The following is an 18595-nucleotide window of genomic DNA, read 5'->3' as shown; positions in this document are numbered from 1 at the left end:
AAAGTTTGAGTTTCAATGATATGAACCCTGAAGAATTTTATTTACCCTTCAGAGTCTACACCAACGTTCGTTGGTGGCACTAGGGAAAAAAGAAAAAAGGGCAAGCACCTTCTATCGCACCGCTACAACCTTCTACCCTTGCTATGTTCCCATCCTGGGGGAGTTCAAAGGGAGCTGGTCGTAAAAGACTTGCCCGGCACAAAGGTAGAAAAAGAAGTTGTTTTGCGAAATGCATTTTTCTGATTTTTTACCTCCTTACGCTATGTGGCTGATTGCTAAAACAATAAAATTTTCAAAAGATTTAGCTGCAATTATATTATCTCCAACTGCGGCAGGATAATTTACGCTAATGTTATATCCATTATATCATCAAATTCTTGATTAAAAACACGTCGCAGAACATCCAAAACAGTCGATTTAGCTCAAAACAAGGCATTATTAAAATGGCAATTAAACGATTATTATTTTGATAATTGACTAATTTATTTGCTTGTTATTGCGTAAAAACTAAAATTATTCTAAAAGTGATATTAACTCTGTAATCTGACTCCCGTTTTTTGTATCTTAGTGTTTCCTATACACTAACAACTAACGAGCAAAGAATGGAACCAAACAGTGGATTGTACGATGCGCAATTTGAACACGATGCCTGTGGCATTGGATTCGTTGCACATGTGAAAGGGCGAAAATCGCATCAAATCATCTCCGATGCACTTACTATTTTAGAGAATCTAGATCATAGAGGGGCATGTGGAGCAGAACCAAATACAGGCGATGGTGCCGGTATTATGATTCAGATTCCTCACGAATTTTTTTATGATGAATGTTTAAAAGCTGGCTTTAGTTTGCCGGAAACCAACAACTACGGCGTGGGTATGCTGTTTATGCCTAAAGATATCCGTTCAAGAGAAGAATGTAGAGAACTTATTTATCGTGCTGCAGAAAAATTGGGATTGGAAATTTTAGGGTTTAGAAAGGTGGATGTTGATACAACAGATATCGGAAACATGGCACTTTCTGTTGAACCTGAAATAGAGCAAGTTTTCATCGCCCGCCCATATACCATTAATCCGGGTGCCGATTTCGAGCGTAAATTATATGTATTTAAAAATTACCTCATCAAACTCATCGTAAACACCGTTAACGGGGGTAAAGACTTTTATATTGTATCATTATCTGCGCAAACAATTATCTATAAGGGACAACTTACGTCATTGCAGGTTCGCACCTATTTCAGCGATTTAAGCGATAAGCGGATGGTTTCTGCACTGGGTTTGGTGCACTCCAGGTTTGCAACAAATACTTTTCCATCATGGCGTTTGGCACAACCATTTCGCTTTATTGCCCATAATGGCGAAATAAATACCTTACAGGGTAACCTCAACTGGTTCAGGGCTGGTGTAAAATCCTTCGCTTCAGCATATTTTACACCGGAAGAATTGGATATGCTTCTTCCGGTAATCGACGAGACTAACTCTGATTCTGGCTGTTTAGATAACGTGATCGAACTTTTACTGCACGCTGGCAGAAGTTTACCGCATGTGTTAATGATGTTGGTACCAGAGGCATGGGACGGTAATGAAGACATGGACCCCCTCAAAAAAGCATTTTACGAATTTCACGCAACATTAATGGAGCCATGGGATGGTCCTGCTGCAATAGCATTCACCGATGGTAAAGTAATCGGCGCTACGCTCGATCGTAATGGTTTACGCCCATCGCGTTACGCAATCACTTCTGATGATCGGGTGATTATGGGTTCTGAAGCTGGTGCATTAGCTATCGATCAGAGTACCATCATCGAGAAAGGACGTTTAACTCCCGGTAAAATGTTTGTAGTAGACATGGAGCAGGGCAGGATTATCAGTGACACGGAAATTAAAACGCAAGTTTGCGGTAAAAGTCCGTATGCCGACTGGATTAATCAATACCAGATCCGTTTAGAGGAACTTCCCGAGCCAAGGGTAATGTTTACTGGTTTATCGGAAGAGTCTATTTTTAAATATCAGCAAGTATTTGGTTACAGCAGGGAAGATGTAGATCTTTTGCTTAAACCGATGGCTGTAGAGGGTAAAGAGCCAATTGGTTCTATGGGTACTGATACCCCACTGGCTATTTTATCCAAACGCCCGCAACACCTTTCCAATTATTTTAAACAGTTGTTTGCCCAGGTAACCAATCCCCCAATTGATCCCATTCGTGAGAAAGTGGTAATGAGTTTGGCGAGTTTTATGGGTAGCAATGGTAATCTGTTGGAAGAAAATCCGCTACAGGCACATTGCGTAGCCATTAAGCATCCTATTCTAACCAACCAGGAACTAGAGAAATTAAGAAGTATAGATACCGGCGTTTTCCAGGCAAAAACTTTGCAGACTTATTTTAGGGCAGATGGAAAGCCTGGTGCACTGGCAAAAGCCTTAGACCGACTTTGTCGCTACGCTGTAGATGCAGTTGAAGATGGTTTTCAGGTAATTGTACTAACAGATCGGGCTATAGATTCTGAACATGCCGCGATGCCATCTTTATTGGCAGTTTCTGCTGTCCACCACCACCTGATACGTAAAGGTTACCGTGGTGCTGTGGGCATTGTCATTGAGGCCGGAGATATTTGGGAAGTGCATCATTTTGCAACGCTGCTAGGTTTTGGTGTTACTGCCATCAACCCTTATTTGGCACTTGAAACAATTAGCGGTTTCGAAAAAGAATCAGGCTTGTCTGCCGCACAGTTGACTAAAAATTACATCTACGCGGTAAATAGTGGCTTACTAAAGATTTTCTCTAAAATGGGAATTTCTACCTTGCAGTCTTACCAAGGTGCGCAGATATTTGAAATTTTAGGCTTAAACAAACAGGTTGTAGACAACTACTTTACCGGTGCAGTTTCTCGTATTGGTGGCTTAGGTTTAGATGAAATAGCTAAGGAAACATTGGTGAAACACCATCGGAGTTTTGGTCCTGCCACGCAAACAGAAAATTTGTTGCCTGCAGGAGGAACATATAAATTCCGTCGTCGTGGTGAGGCGCATTTATTTAATCCACAAACGATACACCTTTTGCAAAATGCGACCCGTAAAAACGATTATCATATCTTTAAACAATATTCGAAACTGGTAAATGAGCAAACCCAACAAGCTTATACCATTCGTGGATTGTTTGATTTCAATTATTCACGCCCTTCAGTTCCATTGAATGAGGTTGAACCAACTGAAGCAATTTTGAAAAGGTTCGCTACAGGGGCAATGTCATTCGGTTCCATCTCACATGAGGCCCACTCTACATTGGCCATTGCCATGAACAGAATTGGTGGCAAAAGTAATACCGGAGAGGGAGGTGAAGATGAAATGCGTTATACTAAAATGGAGAACGGCGATAGTATGCGGTCGGCAATTAAACAGGTTGCTTCTGCTCGCTTCGGTGTTACAAGTTCTTATTTAACTAATGCTGATGAACTTCAAATTAAAATGGCTCAGGGTGCTAAACCTGGTGAGGGTGGCCAATTACCTGGTCACAAGGTGGATGATTGGATTGCCAAAGTTCGCCACTCTACTCCTGGAGTGGGATTGATTTCTCCTCCTCCGCATCACGACATCTATTCTATTGAAGATTTAGCTCAACTGATCTACGATTTAAAAAATGCAAACCGCACCGCAAGAATTAATGTGAAATTGGTTTCTAAAGCAGGTGTTGGAACTATTTCTGCAGGTGTTGCTAAGGCTCATGCCGATGTAATTCTGGTGTCTGGTTTTGATGGCGGCACCGGTGCATCTCCATTAACATCTATTCAACATGCCGGCTTACCATGGGAGCTTGGATTGGCAGAAGCGCATCAAACCTTGGTAAAAAATAAACTTCGTAACCGAATTGTATTGCAAACCGATGGGCAGCTTAAAACCGGTCGTGATATTGCTATTGCGGCACTACTTGGTGCAGAAGAATGGGGCGTTGCCACGGCAGCACTCGTTACCTCGGGTTGTATCATGATGCGTAAATGCCATCTTAATACTTGCCCTGTAGGTGTAGCTACGCAAGATCCGGAACTGCGCAAATTATTTACAGGCGATGCAGATCACGTAGTGAATCTATTCTATTTCTTAGCTGAAGAGTTAAGGGAAATCATGGCTGAACTGGGTTTTAGAACCATTAACGAGATGATAGGACAGGCAGATATCTTAAAAGTTAGAGAGTTACCAGCAGACGATTGGAAATTAAAATATCTTGATTTATCAGCAATTCTTTTCAAAGCGCCAGACAATGGCTTACCGCTCTACAACACCGAAGCGCAAGACCATGGTTTAACTCACGTACTCGATCATCAATTGATTGCCGCTGCACAGCCCGCCATTACACATAACGAGCCAGTGTTTGCCAGTTTTAATGTGAAAAATACCGACCGTTCGCTAGGTACGATGTTATCTAATGAGATTTCGAAAGTACATATGGGTGCTGGATTACCTCCGGATACAATCAACTTTAAATTTGTCGGGTCTGCCGGGCAAAGTTTCGGTGCATTTAATACACGTGGCGTAACCCTATCGCTCGAAGGAGAGGCAAATGATTACGTTGGTAAAGGTTTATCTGGTGCACGATTAGCCATATATCCATTCTCAAATGCAACATTTGTTCCAGAGCAGAATATCATCATTGGTAATGTGGCGCTTTATGGTGCAACATCAGGAGAATTGTTTGCCCGTGGTAAGGCAGGTGAGCGTTTTGCAGTACGTAACTCTGGTGCTACTGCTGTGGTAGAGGGAGTTGGCGACCATGGTTGTGAATATATGACCGGAGGTGAAGTACTTATTCTTGGCGATACCGGAAGTAACTTCGCAGCAGGTATGAGCGGTGGAGTGGCTTGGGTTTATGATGCCAATGGCACTTTTGCAAGGAAATGTAATAAGGAAATGGTTGATCTGGATCCCCTTCAGGCAGAAGACGAAGAAAGAATAATGGCATTGCTTAAAACACATATTCGCTTAACAGACAGTAAGGTAGCAGATTTTATCTTAAGCGATTGGAAAACCCAGTCAAACCACTTTGTAAAGGTATTCCCCAAAGAATACAAAGCAGTTTTAGCTAAACGCGGTCAACAAGTAAAAACACACTAACCATGGGAAAAGTAACAGGATTTCAAGAATACGATAGAGTTGCCCCCACAAGAGAAGCGGCTACAACTCGAGTAAAACATTACGGAGAATTTTTAAATGAATTGCCTCCTCAGGAATTAAATAATCAGGCTGCCCGGTGTATGGACTGCGGCGTTCCATTTTGTCAATCTGGTTGTCCGCTGGGCAACGTGATTCCAGAATTCAACGATGCCGTATATCAGGCCAAATGGGAAGATGCAGCGAATATTTTATTAAGCACCAACAACTTTCCCGAATTTACAGGTAGAATCTGCCCGGCACCGTGCGAATCGGCCTGTGTGCTGGGTATTAACCGCCCGCCCGTTTCAATTGAGGAAATTGAGAAACACATTATCGAAATTGCTTTTGAAAAAGGGTTTATCAAAGCGAAAAAACCTTTAATCCGTACAGGAAAAAAAGTAGCTGTGATTGGTTCGGGTCCGGCAGGTTTAGCGGCTGCTGCACAGTTAAATAAAGTAGGACATGAGGTTACGGTATTCGAACGCGATGATGCACCAGGTGGTTTGTTGCGGTATGGAATTCCTGATTTCAAATTGCAAAAAAACATTGTCGATCGCCGTATTGATTTAATGAAGGAAGAAGGCATCATTTTCAGGTGCAATGCGAATGTAGGCGAAAATATAGAGATAAGTACCATTCTTCGCGACTTTAGTGCGGTAGTTCTGGCCGGTGGATCTACAATCCCCCGTGATCTCCCCATTGAAGGCCGCAATGCGAAAGGGGTCCATTACGCTATGGACTTTTTAAAACAGCAGAATAAGCGTGTGGCCAATAGGGCTGTAGAGGTAGAGGATATATTTGCTTCTGGAAAAAATGTAATTGTGATAGGCGGCGGGGATACAGGTTCTGATTGTATCGGAACATCTAACCGACACGGTGCAAGTTCTGTTACCCAATTCGAAATTATGCCCATGCCGGCGCAGGCAAGAACTGAAAATATGCCTTGGCCAACCTACCCAATGCTACTTAAAAACACATCTTCGCACGAAGAGGGCGCCCAACGTGCCTGGTCGGTTAATACCAAAAAGTTTATTGCTGATGAGGCAGGAAACTTGAAAGCACTCCAGGTAATTGATGTGGAATGGGAATTGGATGCCAACGGCAGACCTGTAAAATTTAACGAGGTGGCTGGGTCTGAGCGAGATCTTCCTTGCGAACTTGTACTCCTGGCAATGGGATTTCTACATCCGCAGAAAGAGGGCCTGCTGGAAAAACTAGGCGTTGCGCTAGATAATCGTGGCAATGTGAATGCATCAGAACATACTTACCAAACTAATATTGCTAAAATATTCGCAGCCGGCGATGTTCGTCGCGGACAATCATTAGTTGTTTGGGCTATTTCTGAAGGTCGCGAAGCTGCCAGAAAGGTAGATGAATACCTGATGGGCAGTACCAAACTGGCATCGAGAGACGCTGTTGCATACGCTTAAATATTTTTAACGTTCTAATTTTTTTAGAGGATCGGGGGCTCAAATCCCGGTCCTTCTTTTTTATATAAAGCCGATGGGTCTTTTACTTCAGCGCAATCTCGATTCGTAACCATGAAGCGACTGCGATTGTTGACTTCATGCCAGATGGAAATGTTTCCGTTACAAGTTGGGTTTCGACTATATTTAGCTTAGTTTTAGCCTAAATGCGAAGATTATTACAAAAGTTGTTAGGTAACTGGGTTATCAGGATGGAAAACAAATTTGGTTCCCGGCCTAATCGTGAACGCATTCAAAATGCCTTAAGTTTGCTCTTCAAAACGATAGATACCCAACCTGGCAAGCGTGGTATTATTCTAGAAATCTCGGAACAGGATAAATTTATCATCTTCTCTGATCAACATAAAGGTGCCAGAGACTATGCAGACGATTTTTCGCTTGCGGAACCAAATTACATCCAGGCACTTGAATATTATAATAAGGAAAACTTCCACTACATTAACCTAGGCGATAGCGAAGAGCTTTGGGAAAATTTATTAGAGTCGGTAATCAACCATAATAAAGAAACTTTCGAAATGGAGAAGCGTTTCCTTAAGCGAGGTGCCTTTATCAAAGTTTTTGGAAACCATGATTTGTATTGGGATAACGATCCCCTTGCCGGGTTAAACCTGATGCGGATTTACGGTAAGAAGATTCCCATATACGAAGGGGTGATTCTTAAAATCGAAATCAAACATCAGCTGCTTAATATATTTCTTACCCATGGCCACCAGGGCGATTTGCAAAGTGATGGCAACTGGTTCAGCAAATGGTTTGTAAGCACAGTGTGGGCGCCGCTCCAATCTTACTTACAAATTAACCCGAACACCCCAGCATACGATAATCAGCTAAAAACCGTCCATAATAACATGATGTATAACTGGCAGGCTGAACAAAAAAACACAGCGCTGATTACCGGACACACGCATCAGCCTGTTTTTGCATCGCTCACCCATTTAGAAAGGCTTTACCTGGAACTTCAACAAGCCAATGCTTCGCATAATCAAGCATTGATAGCACAATTAAATGCAGAATTGAAGCTAACGGTCGCAGCAGGAGCGGACCCACCAGAATTAAAAACCTACAAACCCGGATATTTCAACAGTGGTTGTTGTTGCTTTAGCGATGGAGACATCACCGGCATCGAAATCGAAAACGGATTTATCCGGTTAATCAAATGGTCTTTCAAAAAATCAGGAAGCCCAGAGCGCATTTTGCTGGAAGAGATGCCCCTTGACAATCTACTTGATGGGTAACTCAACATAAAATGTCGTACCCTTGTTTGGCCCATCACTCTCTGCCCAAATACGCCCTTTGTGTAAATCTACCATCATCTTCGCTATGGCTAAACCGAGTCCATTGCCACGCTCGCTGCGTTCAGAAACGGTACTGAACTTGGCAAATTTTATAAACAAGCGGTTCAGGTCTTCTGGCGATAAACCCACACCTTCATCTTTTATAGAAACAGTTACCAAATTTTCCTTTACGATGAGACTTATGCCAATTAACGAACCGTAACCGCCGAATTTTATTGCATTAAGCAGCAACTGATCAAATAGATCCTTTAACTTCTCTCCGTCTCCATAGAGCGTGACTTGTTCCTTTGGCTCAAAAACCAGGGTCTGGTTGCGAAGGTTAAGTTCAGATTGCTGAGCGCATAGCTCATAAAGTACCTCATTTAAGTTTACTTTAGCTTTTTGCATCTTAGCTGTGCCATTTTCGTTTTTAGCTGAACTTAAAATGTTATTTAAACTGGCAACTATATTCTGCGATTGTTGATTAACCTTCGTTGCAATTTGAGCAACCCTGCCCTCGGTACCCGGCATTCGCCCAATCAACTCGGCCTGTAAAGAAATTGTGGTCATCGGGTTCTTAAGATCATGGATCAGCATATGCAAACGGTCATCATGTGCCCGCAAGGTTTTCCTTATCGCCTTCCGCAAAGCCAATTGCTCCATCACCACCACTGTAAGCTGTACCAGCATTTGTAACTGATGATCACTAATGTTATGGGGTTGATCATCTACAACGCATAAAGCACCCAATTGCAATCCAGCTGTGGTACACAGGGGTGCGACTGCCAAAAACCTAATCTCCAGGTCGCCAATTATTGGTTTGCTATCCCTTTCATTTTGCAACAGCAAATCTGAATATAAGGCAGCTTCCTGGTTTGGTAAAATAAGTTCAAAGATGCTGCCCGCACGCGCTACCTTTTGGGTTTTAAATTTTCCAGTACCTGCCTTCAAAAAAACTTCCTCTGCATCAATAAATGCAATGAAAGCATCTTTGAGGCCAAAAATGTTAGCCGCCAACGCGGCAATGGTATCAAAGAACGTTTCGGGTGGGGTGTCTAAAATATCATATTCATTTAAGCATCTTAATCTCACTAACTCGTTTGCTTCAGTTCTATTGTCTTGCTCAGGCATATTTACGGGCGGGAATTGTTTAAAATATGTGTGCTTTAGATCAAAACTGATGCCACGTTGCTTCGCGATTTAATGTCGAATATGTAAACAATTATCCTCGAAAAGAGTTATATACTTTTATGCATCAATTACGATTAAAGATGCATTCGGAAATCTAAACACAACAAAAATGAGATTATACATAGAGCGAAAACCGGTAAAGGTTAATCCTGATACGAAACGGGTAATAGCCCGCTTTTTTTTTAACGGAGAAGAAAGAGCACTTGAAGTCATCAGAAAAGTGCTGGAATTTTCCGACGATCGCGTGTTTGCGATCATTTCGCCGATTTTGCAGGAATATTCTAAACGCCATAGAAATATCACCAAAATTCTAAATCGCCACTGTAAAAAGCTCAAAAAACAGTTTACCATTCTGGGAACAGATATTGAAGAGTTGGATCCTTATACCCGTTTGCTTATCGGCGCATATTTTACCCACGAATACTCAATCGAGTCGGCGGCGTTTTTTAACCCCAGCATAATCGAGGATCCAGATCAGACCGATTTGGTAGAGGGCGAAAAAAGAGTTATTATAAGTTTTAGAGCGGTAGGCGAGGGCCACATTTCTTCCATTGTATTTAGGCGGGCGCTTATAGATAAGCACAACAACATCCAGGTTTTGCCTGTAGGTAATTATGTAGATGAAGCTGAAGTAGTTAAAAATGCTATTTATGTTAAAAAGCTTTTCTTTAAAAAAGCGGCCTATGCGCAAATAGATCCTACCGTGCTCGAAGAAATAGACGAGAAGCTGGAAGAGAAATTTGAATATACCAGTTTAAGTAATATCATTAAAGATGCAAAGAACCTCCACCAAGATAATGTTGCCCGTTTAATGGAGTACGACAAGGTGCTTTGGTTATCAGATACTTACCATACCATTTCGTTCTCTAAAGACACAGATATATCAGACCGGGTAATTTTCCCGATTTCTGAATTTGAAAGAAAAGGAATTGAAGATGCCCGTTTTGTTAAATTCGTTAAAGACGATGGCAAAATACTCTACTACGCCACTTATACCGCTTTCGATGGCTCTCTAATTATTCCTAAACTGGTACAAACATCAGACTTTTACGAATTCAAAGTCATTCCGCTTTATGGAGACGGTGCCCAGAACAAGAATCTCGCCCTGTTTCCGCGTAAAATTAACGGCAAATACGTGATGATGAGCAGGATAGACGGATGGAATAATTACCTGATGTTTTCTGATAAAGTGAATGTGTGGGAAAATCCAATCTTACTTAAACAACCACGTTACGACTGGGAATTGGTGCAAATTGGTAACTGCGGCTCGCCGATTGAGACCGATAAGGGATGGTTGGTTATTACACACGGCGTTGGGCCGATGCGTAGATATTGTATCGGCGTGGTGTTGTTAGATTTAGACGATCCGAGCAAAGAAATTGGACATTTAAAAGAACCATTAATCATTCCTAACAACGACGAACGTGAGGGATATGTACCGAACGTGGTGTACTCTTGCGGCTCAATTATCAGCAACGGAGAGCTGATCATTCCTTATGGTTTATCAGACTATAGCTCCTCTTTTGCCACGGTTAATTTAGAGTTGTTGCTTAATCGCCTACTCGAAAACGGAAAGACTGTATAATGTAAAGCTTTTAGCAATTAGAAAATGAGCGGGATTGTGTTTCATCGGGAAATGCAGTCCCGCTTTCTGTTACAATCTTTTTGCGATTGTGATGAGCAACGCTGAAAGTTTCAGCAGCAAAAAGTATTTACACGGCAATCGGGTTTAAACCGAGGGGTTCTAAGCACCCCCCCCAACCCCTGGGAGTTTTTCGCCCTCGATAACCATCAAGTTTTACCTAAGCGCATGGAAACCATGTATCAAGCACCGGCCGAAGTATTTAAACGGGATGGAAGCGGTATCGCCCAATTTTTCATTGGGCATTTAGCGTACAGCCCGGCTATCGCTACCGAAATACTATTGCCATTCATTTCCAAAAAAAAAACACTATTAGCGCTTATGAATTCTGCAGGTTGCATCTAGCGCTATTTATTCACCTGTAGATTAGCCACCCCTTTATGCGGCTTATTTGTGCATAAAAAAAGCCGATTTATCGCTAAATCGGCTTTGGAATATTGATGTTCTTTGGTGCTATACACGTTGGTCTACCTCAACAAGCGGGGAAGATAATGTTTCGTACTCGGCCTCGGCGGCTTTAAGCACCGCCAAATGTGAAACAAAGTATGCCAATGTACTTTCAGCGCCCTGATTTCGGTTAACGCTGTTGTACTGAAGGCCATCTGCACAGCCATGTGTTTCAAAATCGTAAAGTGGAATATGCAAACTGTTTTTTCCTAAAAACCATTCATAACTCATATGCATCTGGCTTAAATACTTGTCATCTTTAGTTACCTCATATGTTTTCGAATACAAGAGCACCATGGCCATTGTTTCTATCGCCTGCTGATCGTATATCGGGTTTTTACCATGCTTCTTCATCCAGCCAGCATTTCCAACCGGATTCAGGTAGCCATTCTCGAAAGAGAAACTATCTAAAAACGCAATGCTTTCCATGGCAATGTTGTAAGACTCCATACTGCCAACCACTTCATAATGATGTATCAAAGCCAGGGGAAGGATGGCGTTGTCGTAAGTTAAAATATCCTCGAACCAATGCCAGCTGCCATCTTTTTCAGTTTTGTAAGCATCAGTTAGCTGTTTAGCCAGTCGGTTGGCTTCCTTAAGCAAAAGCTCATCACCTGGATGCGTTTTTAGAAAGTAGCATAGGCCAATTAAGGTATTGGCCATACCCCTGAGGTGCTTTAAATCCTTAAAGTGTGGGATGGAATGAGAGAAAAGCTCTCTTCCGAATTCACGGTAAGAATTGTTTGGCGCCGCAGAAATTAAATAACCTAACGACCAGATAGTTCTACCGAAAGAATCTTCCGAACCTACCTCATCGAGGTAATTTCTATTGAAGCTTAAGAAGTTCCGGAAGTTTCCATCGTCTTTTTGCATGTACTGGATAAAGCTCAGGTAAATGGGCATCAACTTCAGCGCCTTTTGATTTTTATCTTGCTCGTAAGCCATCAGTGCCATAATCAAAGCCCTGGCATTATCATCAATGCAATAACCTTCTTTTAAATTCGGGATGCCAAAACGGGCATGCTGAATAATTCCGGTGTCGTCAGTTAAAAGCGAAATGTGGTTTAAGTTTAATGCAGGCATCCCCTCCACATCAATAATCGGTGGAATAACTCTTTGAGGCTTTTCGCCCGCTGCAACTGCAGCTTCCAAGGTATCTAAATAAACCTTGCCAATTGCAGGCCACCTTAGTTTAAGTCCGTAGTTAAAGGCGTTTTCCCTTAGCTTTTGGTATTTGTCACTATCGCCCAGCAATTCGTTTACAATCTTTGCCAGCGCCACGTGATCTTTAAAATCAAAAAGGCGCCCCCTGTTATCAGCCAATAATTCTTCTGCGTGCCAGTAAGGGGTAGAAACCACAGCAGCACCGGCGCCAATAGCGTAAGACAGTGTACCACTCGTAATTTGCGCCTCGTTTAAGTATGGCGTAATGTAGATCTGGCAAGCAGTAAGGTATTGATGCAATTCTTCTTCGGAAACAAATTTATTTACGAAGGCAATATTATTTTCTACGCCTAAGTCTTTTGCAAGGGTCTTGAGGCTATCCCGATATTCTTCGCCATTGTGTTTCACCACCCCAGGATGGGTGTTTCCCAAAATAACATAAAGTACATCTGGGTGTTGTGCCACAATGCTTGGCAAAGCCTTAATTACTGTTTCCAGTCCTTTATTTCTGCTGATTAATCCAAAAGTAAAAAGCACTTTCCTGTTTGCAAACAATGGGCTTTTTGCAATCTCGTTATTGGCAATGGGTTCCAAATCTGGCACGCCATGCTCAATAAGTTTTATCGCCTTACTAGGGATTTGATAAATACTGGTTAAAAACATCACCGCTTTTTTGCTCATCACCACAATTTTCGATGATTTGGAAGCAATTTCCTTGATAATGGTTTGCTGCATGAAATTCGGATCTTTCAATACCGTATGCAGGATGGTAATAAATGGTTTTTTTAAGCGATTGATAAATGACAATAGAAACACGCCGCTGTTACCACCGTAAATACCAAACTCGTGCTCAATAATGCAGGTATCGATATCGCTATTGTTAATGAAATCTGCCGCTTCTATATAATCCTGTTGGTTTTGTTGCCTGATTACGAATTTTACCTCCTTTGGGTATGCGTGTTCATTTAAGTCGTCAGATTCGTTCATGGCCACCACAAAACTCTTTTCTAAATCGTAGGTAGGGCTTAAACCGAGCGCATTTACTAAATTAGAATTAAAGGTAGCTAACCCACATTCGCGAGGTGGGTAAGTGGAGATATAGGCTATTTTCATATATGTATTTCGTAAGATTGACTATAGAAACAACATTGAAAATGCTAAATAGTTTTAGTAGCGCTATACTAAGAAACAGACACGCAAAACAAACGCTTTTAAAGCTTGTTACTAGGTAAATTCAAAATACTTATTATATGAGATCGATTTGGAAAGGTTCAATTGGCTTTGGACTGGTTAACATACCAGTAAAATTGTTTTCAGGTGTACAAACCACCCATTTAGATTTTGATATGCTTGATGAACGCGATCATGAAAAGATCCGCTACCAGCGGGTAAATGAAAAAACACATAAGGAAGTTCCTTTCGAAAAAATTGTAAAAGGCTTTTTCTTGAAAGATAAATATATCGTGCTAGATAAGCACGACTTTGAGGAGGCATCGCCCGAGAAAACCAAAATCATCGAACTCGAAAACTTTGTTGATATTAAAGAAATTAACCCGATTTATTATGAAACCTCATACTATACTGAGCCTGAGAAGCAAGGTAAAAAAGCCTACGCCTTATTGCTAAAGGCACTGGAAAAATCGGGTAAAGCCGGTGTTGCCCGTTTCGTATTAAGAAACACGGAAAATCTTTGCGTTATCCATCCCATGGACCATGTAATTGTGGTCACCAAAATCAGGTTCGAACAGGAGATCAGGAGTTTATCAGAGATTAACAAAGTCGACGATATTACCATCACAAAAAAAGAAATGGATGTTGGTTTGGCATTGATTAAACAGTATAGTTCGAAATTTGATTTAAGTGCATTTAAGGACGATTACAGTATAGAGCTGCTTAAAATTATTAAGGCAAAGGCAAAAGGCAAACGTGCTACGGTTAAAAAAATGAAGCCGCAAAAAGCTACCAGCGACGATCTATACGATCAATTGATGCAAAGTCTAAGTGGGAGTAAGAAAGGTGCTTAGTGATCACTTCTATTCAGATGCTGGTGTAATGATTGTCTAAATTTTTTTAATAATGTCTGAAGGACTAACCATTGCAGAAAAGATCTTATCTACCGCGGCACAGCGAGGACCCGAAAAAACTACTTGTCCCTCAGAAATTGCCCGCATGTTGTTCCCGGAGAACTGGCGTATGCACATGAAAGAAGTGCTACAAACCGCAATCGATTTACATCGGGATGGTAAAGTTGAAATAACTCAAAAGGGTGAAACCGTAGATGTAGATCATATTAAAGGACCTGTTAGGATTAGGATTGTTTAATCCATTCTGAATTTTGCTTAACGCGATATAAACACTAGTCCATTTTAGACTTACAAAGGCATATCGAAAATAAGATTTTTGGGTGACTGGCCAATTCTCCATTCGCAATAATTGCCTGTGGTCTTTATATCTGCATAAAATCAATTGCCCACCTTTTCGAAAAGTAAGAAATGTTGTAACGGTAAAAAGGCACCGTTCTTAACCAATTTAAATCCATTTGCCGCCAGTTCTTTTTTAGCTTGCCGAACACTCATTTTATGTTCAGGTTTAATAGCCACCGTTGGATCTTCCTCTTTATACTCTAACAAAAGAATTTGCCCCTTAGGTTTAAGCGCTTTCCTCAACGCCGCCAGATAGGCCTGCGGATGTTGCAGTTCATGGTAAACATCAACCATAAATGCCAGGTCGATACTATTGTCTGGAAGGTTTGGTGCCTTTTCAGTGCCCTTAATTACTGTAACATTTGAAAGACCATCTGCTGCTGCCTTTTTTTTCAGATAAGCAATGGCATCATCCTGGATTTCCACAGCATACACGCTACCTTTCGGAATTTTTTCGGCAACCCTAAACGTATAAAATCCAGACCCGGCACCAATATCAGCAACCACACTATTGGGTTTCAACGGGAGGGAAGCCAGGGCCAAACTTGTGTTCTCTTCTTCTGTTCTCGAATTCCGTTCTAACCATTCAACACCCTCGAAACTCATTACTTGAGCAATTTCTCTGCCCATGTAAATTTTGCCCGTTCCATTGGCCGACGGCCTTTTGTGTGTATAACTTGATTTGTCTTGCGCACAAGCCGAATGCATGGTCATAACGAAACACAAAGGAATTATAAGCTTTAGGATTTTCATAAGGTTTACTTTATAGGATGAACGAAGATTGGGACGTTAATGTTTGAATGCGGTAGCTTTTATTACGACTGTAGGTGAGGGTGCTATAGGTGGAATGTGGGGTAGTTGTTCTTCCTGACAAAGGAAACTCTTCTCCAATATACAGAAATTAAGCAAACAATGACACCATTATCTATACTTAATATAGTTACTTATAATCGACTGGAGAAGTGAGGGTTTAAATCTTGAAATGTATAATTAATTGATTTAAATATCCTAATTGTTATCTTCTTGTTTTTGATAGTTCTAATCCATTGAATATCTTTCATAATTTCCACTAACATTAGGGGGAGCTTAGAGATGAATATCACTTGGACTGCATATTTTCGATCCAACTAGCTAATTCGTCTATAGTAAACAATCTGCAATCAGACCAAAAGGATATTTATATAGGTGATGAGTTGTTGGAAAATCTGCACGATACTTTAAAAGATCAGGGATAAGTTGTGAAGTGAGCTGGATAACATAAGCATCTAAGGAGTTTTTTTTGGAGAATTTATGTAACTAGGTAAAGCTTTGAATAATGCTTCGAGAAGGAAGCAAAGTGCAAAAAAAAAATCGATTTGCCGTTTAAATAATTCATTTCTCCCTTATGGGTTAAATTTGTAAAATTTAAAAGATCTTGTAACTTATCAACTAGCCTACTGCAACCATCAACTAGCCTACTGCAACCATCAACTAGCCTACTGCAACCATCAACTAGCCTACTGCAACCATCAACTAGCCTACTGCAACTATCAACTAGCCTACTGCATTCATCAACTAGTCCACTGCAACCATCAACTAGCCTACTGCAACCATCAACTAGCCTACTGCAACTATCAACTAGCTTACTGCAACTATCAATTAGCCTACTGCATTCATCAACTAGCCTACTGCAACCATCAAATAGCTTACTGCAACCATCAACTAGCTTACTGCAACTATCAATTAGCCTACTGCATTCATCAACTAGCCTACTGCAACCATCAAATAGCCTACTGCAATCATCAACTAGCTTACTGCAACTATCAAGTAGCTTACTGCAACTATCAAGTAGCTTACTGCAACCATCAAATAGCCTACTGCGACAATAGATTAGCTTACTGCGTTCATCAATTAGCCAGTTATGTGATGAGAGGATAGTAGTAACTTAGATCTTCAGGATCACGGATAAGGCGCAAATGGACCATTAGGTACTAGTCGACTAACAAGAAGCTTGATCTACAGCAAATAATTAATCAAATTTTTCCGCTCTTTGCCGCGGGGCATCTCACTTTTTCCTTGATGAAAAAGTAAGCAAAAAATCAAGAAAGAACGATGCTTCCACCCTCAGGGCAAACACCTGGCCCGCCGTTCTTTCATCCCACCGCTCGAGGGATAGTGCTGGTAAATTGGGTTGAGGAGTTAATGAACGTTAGCTTGCGTCGTAATAATAAGGGCGGGGTATCATTAAGGTTTTCGTGATCCCGCTGGGATTGGCTCAGACCCGCAACCCCGAACACTACCTTGAGCCTTTTCCAAATCGAACCCGGGTTCGAATCCTTGCAACGAAAAAAAGCCTCCAACTTTCGTTAGAGGCTTTCGTGATCCCGCTGGGATTCGAACCCAGGACCACTACATTAAAAGTGTAATGCTCTACCAGCTGAGCTACGGAATCATTTCCTTTTGTTTAAGGAGGTGCAAATATAGAGATTAAAACTAATCAAGCAAATAATTTTTAAAAATATTTTTAAGCTTGTGCTATGCCATTCAAAATGTGCCTTGCAAGCTGCTGATTGATAGTTTTCTAAACTATTCTGTTAACAATTCACATCATTCCCGTTTGGATAAAAGCGTTGCCATTCCTTTACGAAGCGTATCATAAAATACCCAGAAAGTTCATGAACGGCATTCATACAAGACCACATACCTATCATACCGTATTGAAATACACAAGCCTTTGGGCAATAAACCCGATGGCGCCAAATAGCCCGCAGTGAGGCACGAACAAGGCTATAGGCAATAGCGGGACTGCCGAAGCCATATTAGGCTGGCTTTCATTTACTAAAAATCAAACTTTGCAATGCTATGAATTGCCCTGGTTAATAGGAGCGCACTGGTTGTTTACTGCTACCCAGGCCATCAATACCCAATTCCACCACGTCGCCAGGTTTAAGATACCAAGCTTCTGGCTTTTGACCAAGCCCTACGCCCGCCGGTGTTCCTGTTGTAATTACGTCGCCGGGTAGGAGCGTCATAAACTGGCTGATGTAAGAAACCAAAAATGGGACATTGAAAATGAGATTTGATGTATTGCCATCTTGTACAATTTTGCCATTTACGCTAAGCCAAAGGCGAAGATTATGTACATTTTCTATTTCGTCTGGCGTAGCAATAAATGGGCCGATGGGGGCAAAGGTGTCGCAGCTTTTCCCTTTCATCCATTGACCACCTCTTTCACTTTGAAATTCACGTTCGCTATAGTCGTTATGAAGCACATATCCTGCAATATGCTTTACTGCATCTGCTTCGCTGACGTAATTGGCTTTCCTACCTATCACAACAGCCAACTCAACTTCCCAATCGGTTTTTTTACTGTTTTTAGGGATGATTAAACCATCGTTAGGCCCAACAATTGCCGAGGTGGCCTTGAAGAACAAAATGGGTTCTGCAGGAATTGGCGAATTGGTTTCTGCAGCGTGGTCTCTGTAGTTTAAGCCCACACAAACTATTTTTGATGGTCGTGCCAGTGGTGGCCCAAGCCTTACTGATTGTTCTACTTCGGGAAAATCGCTTGTTTGTAAAGCTAATTTTAATTCTTCCAAAGGGTTGCCACCGAAAAACGTTTCGTTATAATCTGTAATCACCCGCGAAACATCGTAGTATTTCTCATTGATGATTACACCTGGTTTTTCTATGCCTGGCTCGCCAAATCGGATAAGTTTCATGGTGTTTTATTTAAAGCGATGAGGTGATACATTTTTTAACTAGGCATGGAAAGCATACCGTTTGAAGAAAACCTGTTAGAAGGATTATGGCTATAAAAAATCTTGCACTTATGCATCTTCTGGAT

The 18595-nt window shown here is 41.4% G+C and carries 10 protein-coding genes, 1 tRNA gene and 1 other RNA gene; 6 read left to right on the top strand and 6 right to left on the bottom strand.

What is annotated here, in order from left to right:
• Positions 1-95: 95 nt before the first annotated feature.
• Positions 96-195: signal recognition particle sRNA small type (gene ffs / locus OQ268_RS08475), an RNA gene on the bottom strand.
• 407 nt (positions 196-602) lie between these two features.
• On the opposite strand from ffs, the gene gltB reads away from it, so the two are divergent.
• The 3 genes from gltB (at position 603) to OQ268_RS08460 (ending at position 7863) form a co-directional block, all read left to right on the top strand.
• Positions 603-5102, top strand: a complete 4500-nt coding sequence (gene gltB / locus OQ268_RS08470) for a glutamate synthase large subunit (protein WP_265855689.1) — start codon at positions 603-605, stop codon at positions 5100-5102.
• Positions 5103-5104: 2 nt separating this feature from the next.
• On the top strand, positions 5105-6571 hold the full coding sequence (locus OQ268_RS08465) for a glutamate synthase subunit beta (RefSeq protein ID WP_265855688.1): 1467 nt from the start codon (positions 5105-5107) through the stop codon (positions 6569-6571).
• 248 nt (positions 6572-6819) lie between these two features.
• Positions 6820-7863 carry a metallophosphoesterase gene (locus OQ268_RS08460; RefSeq protein ID WP_265855687.1) on the top strand — a complete coding sequence of 348 codons (1044 nt, stop codon included), beginning with the start codon at positions 6820-6822 and terminating at the stop codon, positions 7861-7863.
• On the opposite strand, the gene OQ268_RS08455 is transcribed toward OQ268_RS08460, so the two are convergent.
• The gene (locus OQ268_RS08455) at positions 7849-9033 is read right to left on the bottom strand and encodes a sensor histidine kinase (protein WP_265855686.1); all 1185 of its coding nucleotides are present in this window, start codon (positions 9031-9033) and stop codon (positions 7849-7851) included. The two genes, OQ268_RS08460 and OQ268_RS08455, sit on opposite strands and share 15 nt — an antisense overlap.
• Positions 9034-9202: 169 nt before the next feature.
• On the opposite strand from OQ268_RS08455, the gene OQ268_RS08450 reads away from it, so the two are divergent.
• Complete coding sequence (locus OQ268_RS08450) at positions 9203-10678, top strand: glycoside hydrolase family 130 protein (RefSeq protein WP_265855685.1); 1476 nt, start codon at positions 9203-9205, stop codon at positions 10676-10678.
• 510 nt (positions 10679-11188) lie between these two features.
• Here OQ268_RS08450 and OQ268_RS08445 read toward each other — a convergent pair.
• Entirely contained in the window at positions 11189-13459 is a 2271-nt protein-coding gene (locus OQ268_RS08445; protein WP_265855684.1) for a glycosyltransferase family 4 protein, read from the bottom strand.
• A gap of 137 nt (positions 13460-13596) precedes the next feature.
• Here OQ268_RS08445 and ku point away from each other — a divergent pair, with 137 nt between their 5' ends.
• Entirely contained in the window at positions 13597-14370 is a 774-nt protein-coding gene (gene ku / locus OQ268_RS08440; RefSeq protein WP_265855683.1) for a non-homologous end joining protein Ku, read from the top strand.
• Between the two features lie 52 nt (positions 14371-14422).
• Positions 14423-14668 (top strand): DUF3253 domain-containing protein, encoded by a 246-nt coding sequence (locus OQ268_RS08435; RefSeq protein WP_265855682.1) that lies wholly within the window; start codon positions 14423-14425, stop codon positions 14666-14668.
• 140 nt (positions 14669-14808) lie between these two features.
• On the opposite strand, the gene OQ268_RS08430 is transcribed toward OQ268_RS08435, so the two are convergent.
• From OQ268_RS08430 to OQ268_RS08420, 3 genes are all read right to left on the bottom strand, one after another.
• The gene (locus OQ268_RS08430; RefSeq protein ID WP_265855681.1) at positions 14809-15522 is read right to left on the bottom strand and encodes a class I SAM-dependent methyltransferase; all 714 of its coding nucleotides are present in this window, start codon (positions 15520-15522) and stop codon (positions 14809-14811) included.
• A 1605-nt stretch (positions 15523-17127) separates the two neighbouring features.
• Positions 17128-17200 (bottom strand) — tRNA-Lys (locus tag OQ268_RS08425).
• A gap of 424 nt (positions 17201-17624) precedes the next feature.
• Positions 17625-18470 carry a fumarylacetoacetate hydrolase family protein gene (locus OQ268_RS08420; RefSeq protein WP_265855680.1) on the bottom strand — a complete coding sequence of 282 codons (846 nt, stop codon included), beginning with the start codon at positions 18468-18470 and terminating at the stop codon, positions 17625-17627.
• Positions 18471-18595: the final 125 nt, after the last annotated feature.

Source organism: Pedobacter sandarakinus, assembly GCF_026240095.1.
GTDB classification, from domain to species: Bacteria; Bacteroidota; Bacteroidia; order Sphingobacteriales; family Sphingobacteriaceae; genus Pedobacter; species Pedobacter sandarakinus.
The sequence above is the reverse complement of the archived record's forward strand: the minus strand, read 5'-3'. Positions and strand labels throughout refer to the sequence as shown.

Excerpts from the sequence above, each read along its gene's own strand:
- gltB (WP_265855689.1), top strand. The coding sequence starts at position 603 with ATGGAACCAAACAGTGGATTGTACGATGCGCAATTTGAACACGATGCC.
- OQ268_RS08430 (WP_265855681.1), bottom strand. The coding sequence starts at position 15,522 with ATGAAAATCCTAAAGCTTATAATTCCTTTGTGTTTCGTTATGACCATG.
- OQ268_RS08465 (WP_265855688.1), top strand. The coding sequence starts at position 5,105 with ATGGGAAAAGTAACAGGATTTCAAGAATACGATAGAGTTGCCCCCACA.
- OQ268_RS08445 (WP_265855684.1), bottom strand. The coding sequence starts at position 13,459 with ATGAAAATAGCCTATATCTCCACTTACCCACCTCGCGAATGTGGGTTA.
- ku (WP_265855683.1), top strand. The coding sequence starts at position 13,597 with ATGAGATCGATTTGGAAAGGTTCAATTGGCTTTGGACTGGTTAACATA.
- OQ268_RS08455 (WP_265855686.1), bottom strand. The coding sequence starts at position 9,033 with ATGCCTGAGCAAGACAATAGAACTGAAGCAAACGAGTTAGTGAGATTA.
- OQ268_RS08450 (WP_265855685.1), top strand. The coding sequence starts at position 9,203 with ATGAGATTATACATAGAGCGAAAACCGGTAAAGGTTAATCCTGATACG.
- OQ268_RS08435 (WP_265855682.1), top strand. The coding sequence starts at position 14,423 with ATGTCTGAAGGACTAACCATTGCAGAAAAGATCTTATCTACCGCGGCA.
- OQ268_RS08460 (WP_265855687.1), top strand. The coding sequence starts at position 6,820 with ATGGAAAACAAATTTGGTTCCCGGCCTAATCGTGAACGCATTCAAAAT.
- OQ268_RS08420 (WP_265855680.1), bottom strand. The coding sequence starts at position 18,470 with ATGAAACTTATCCGATTTGGCGAGCCAGGCATAGAAAAACCAGGTGTA.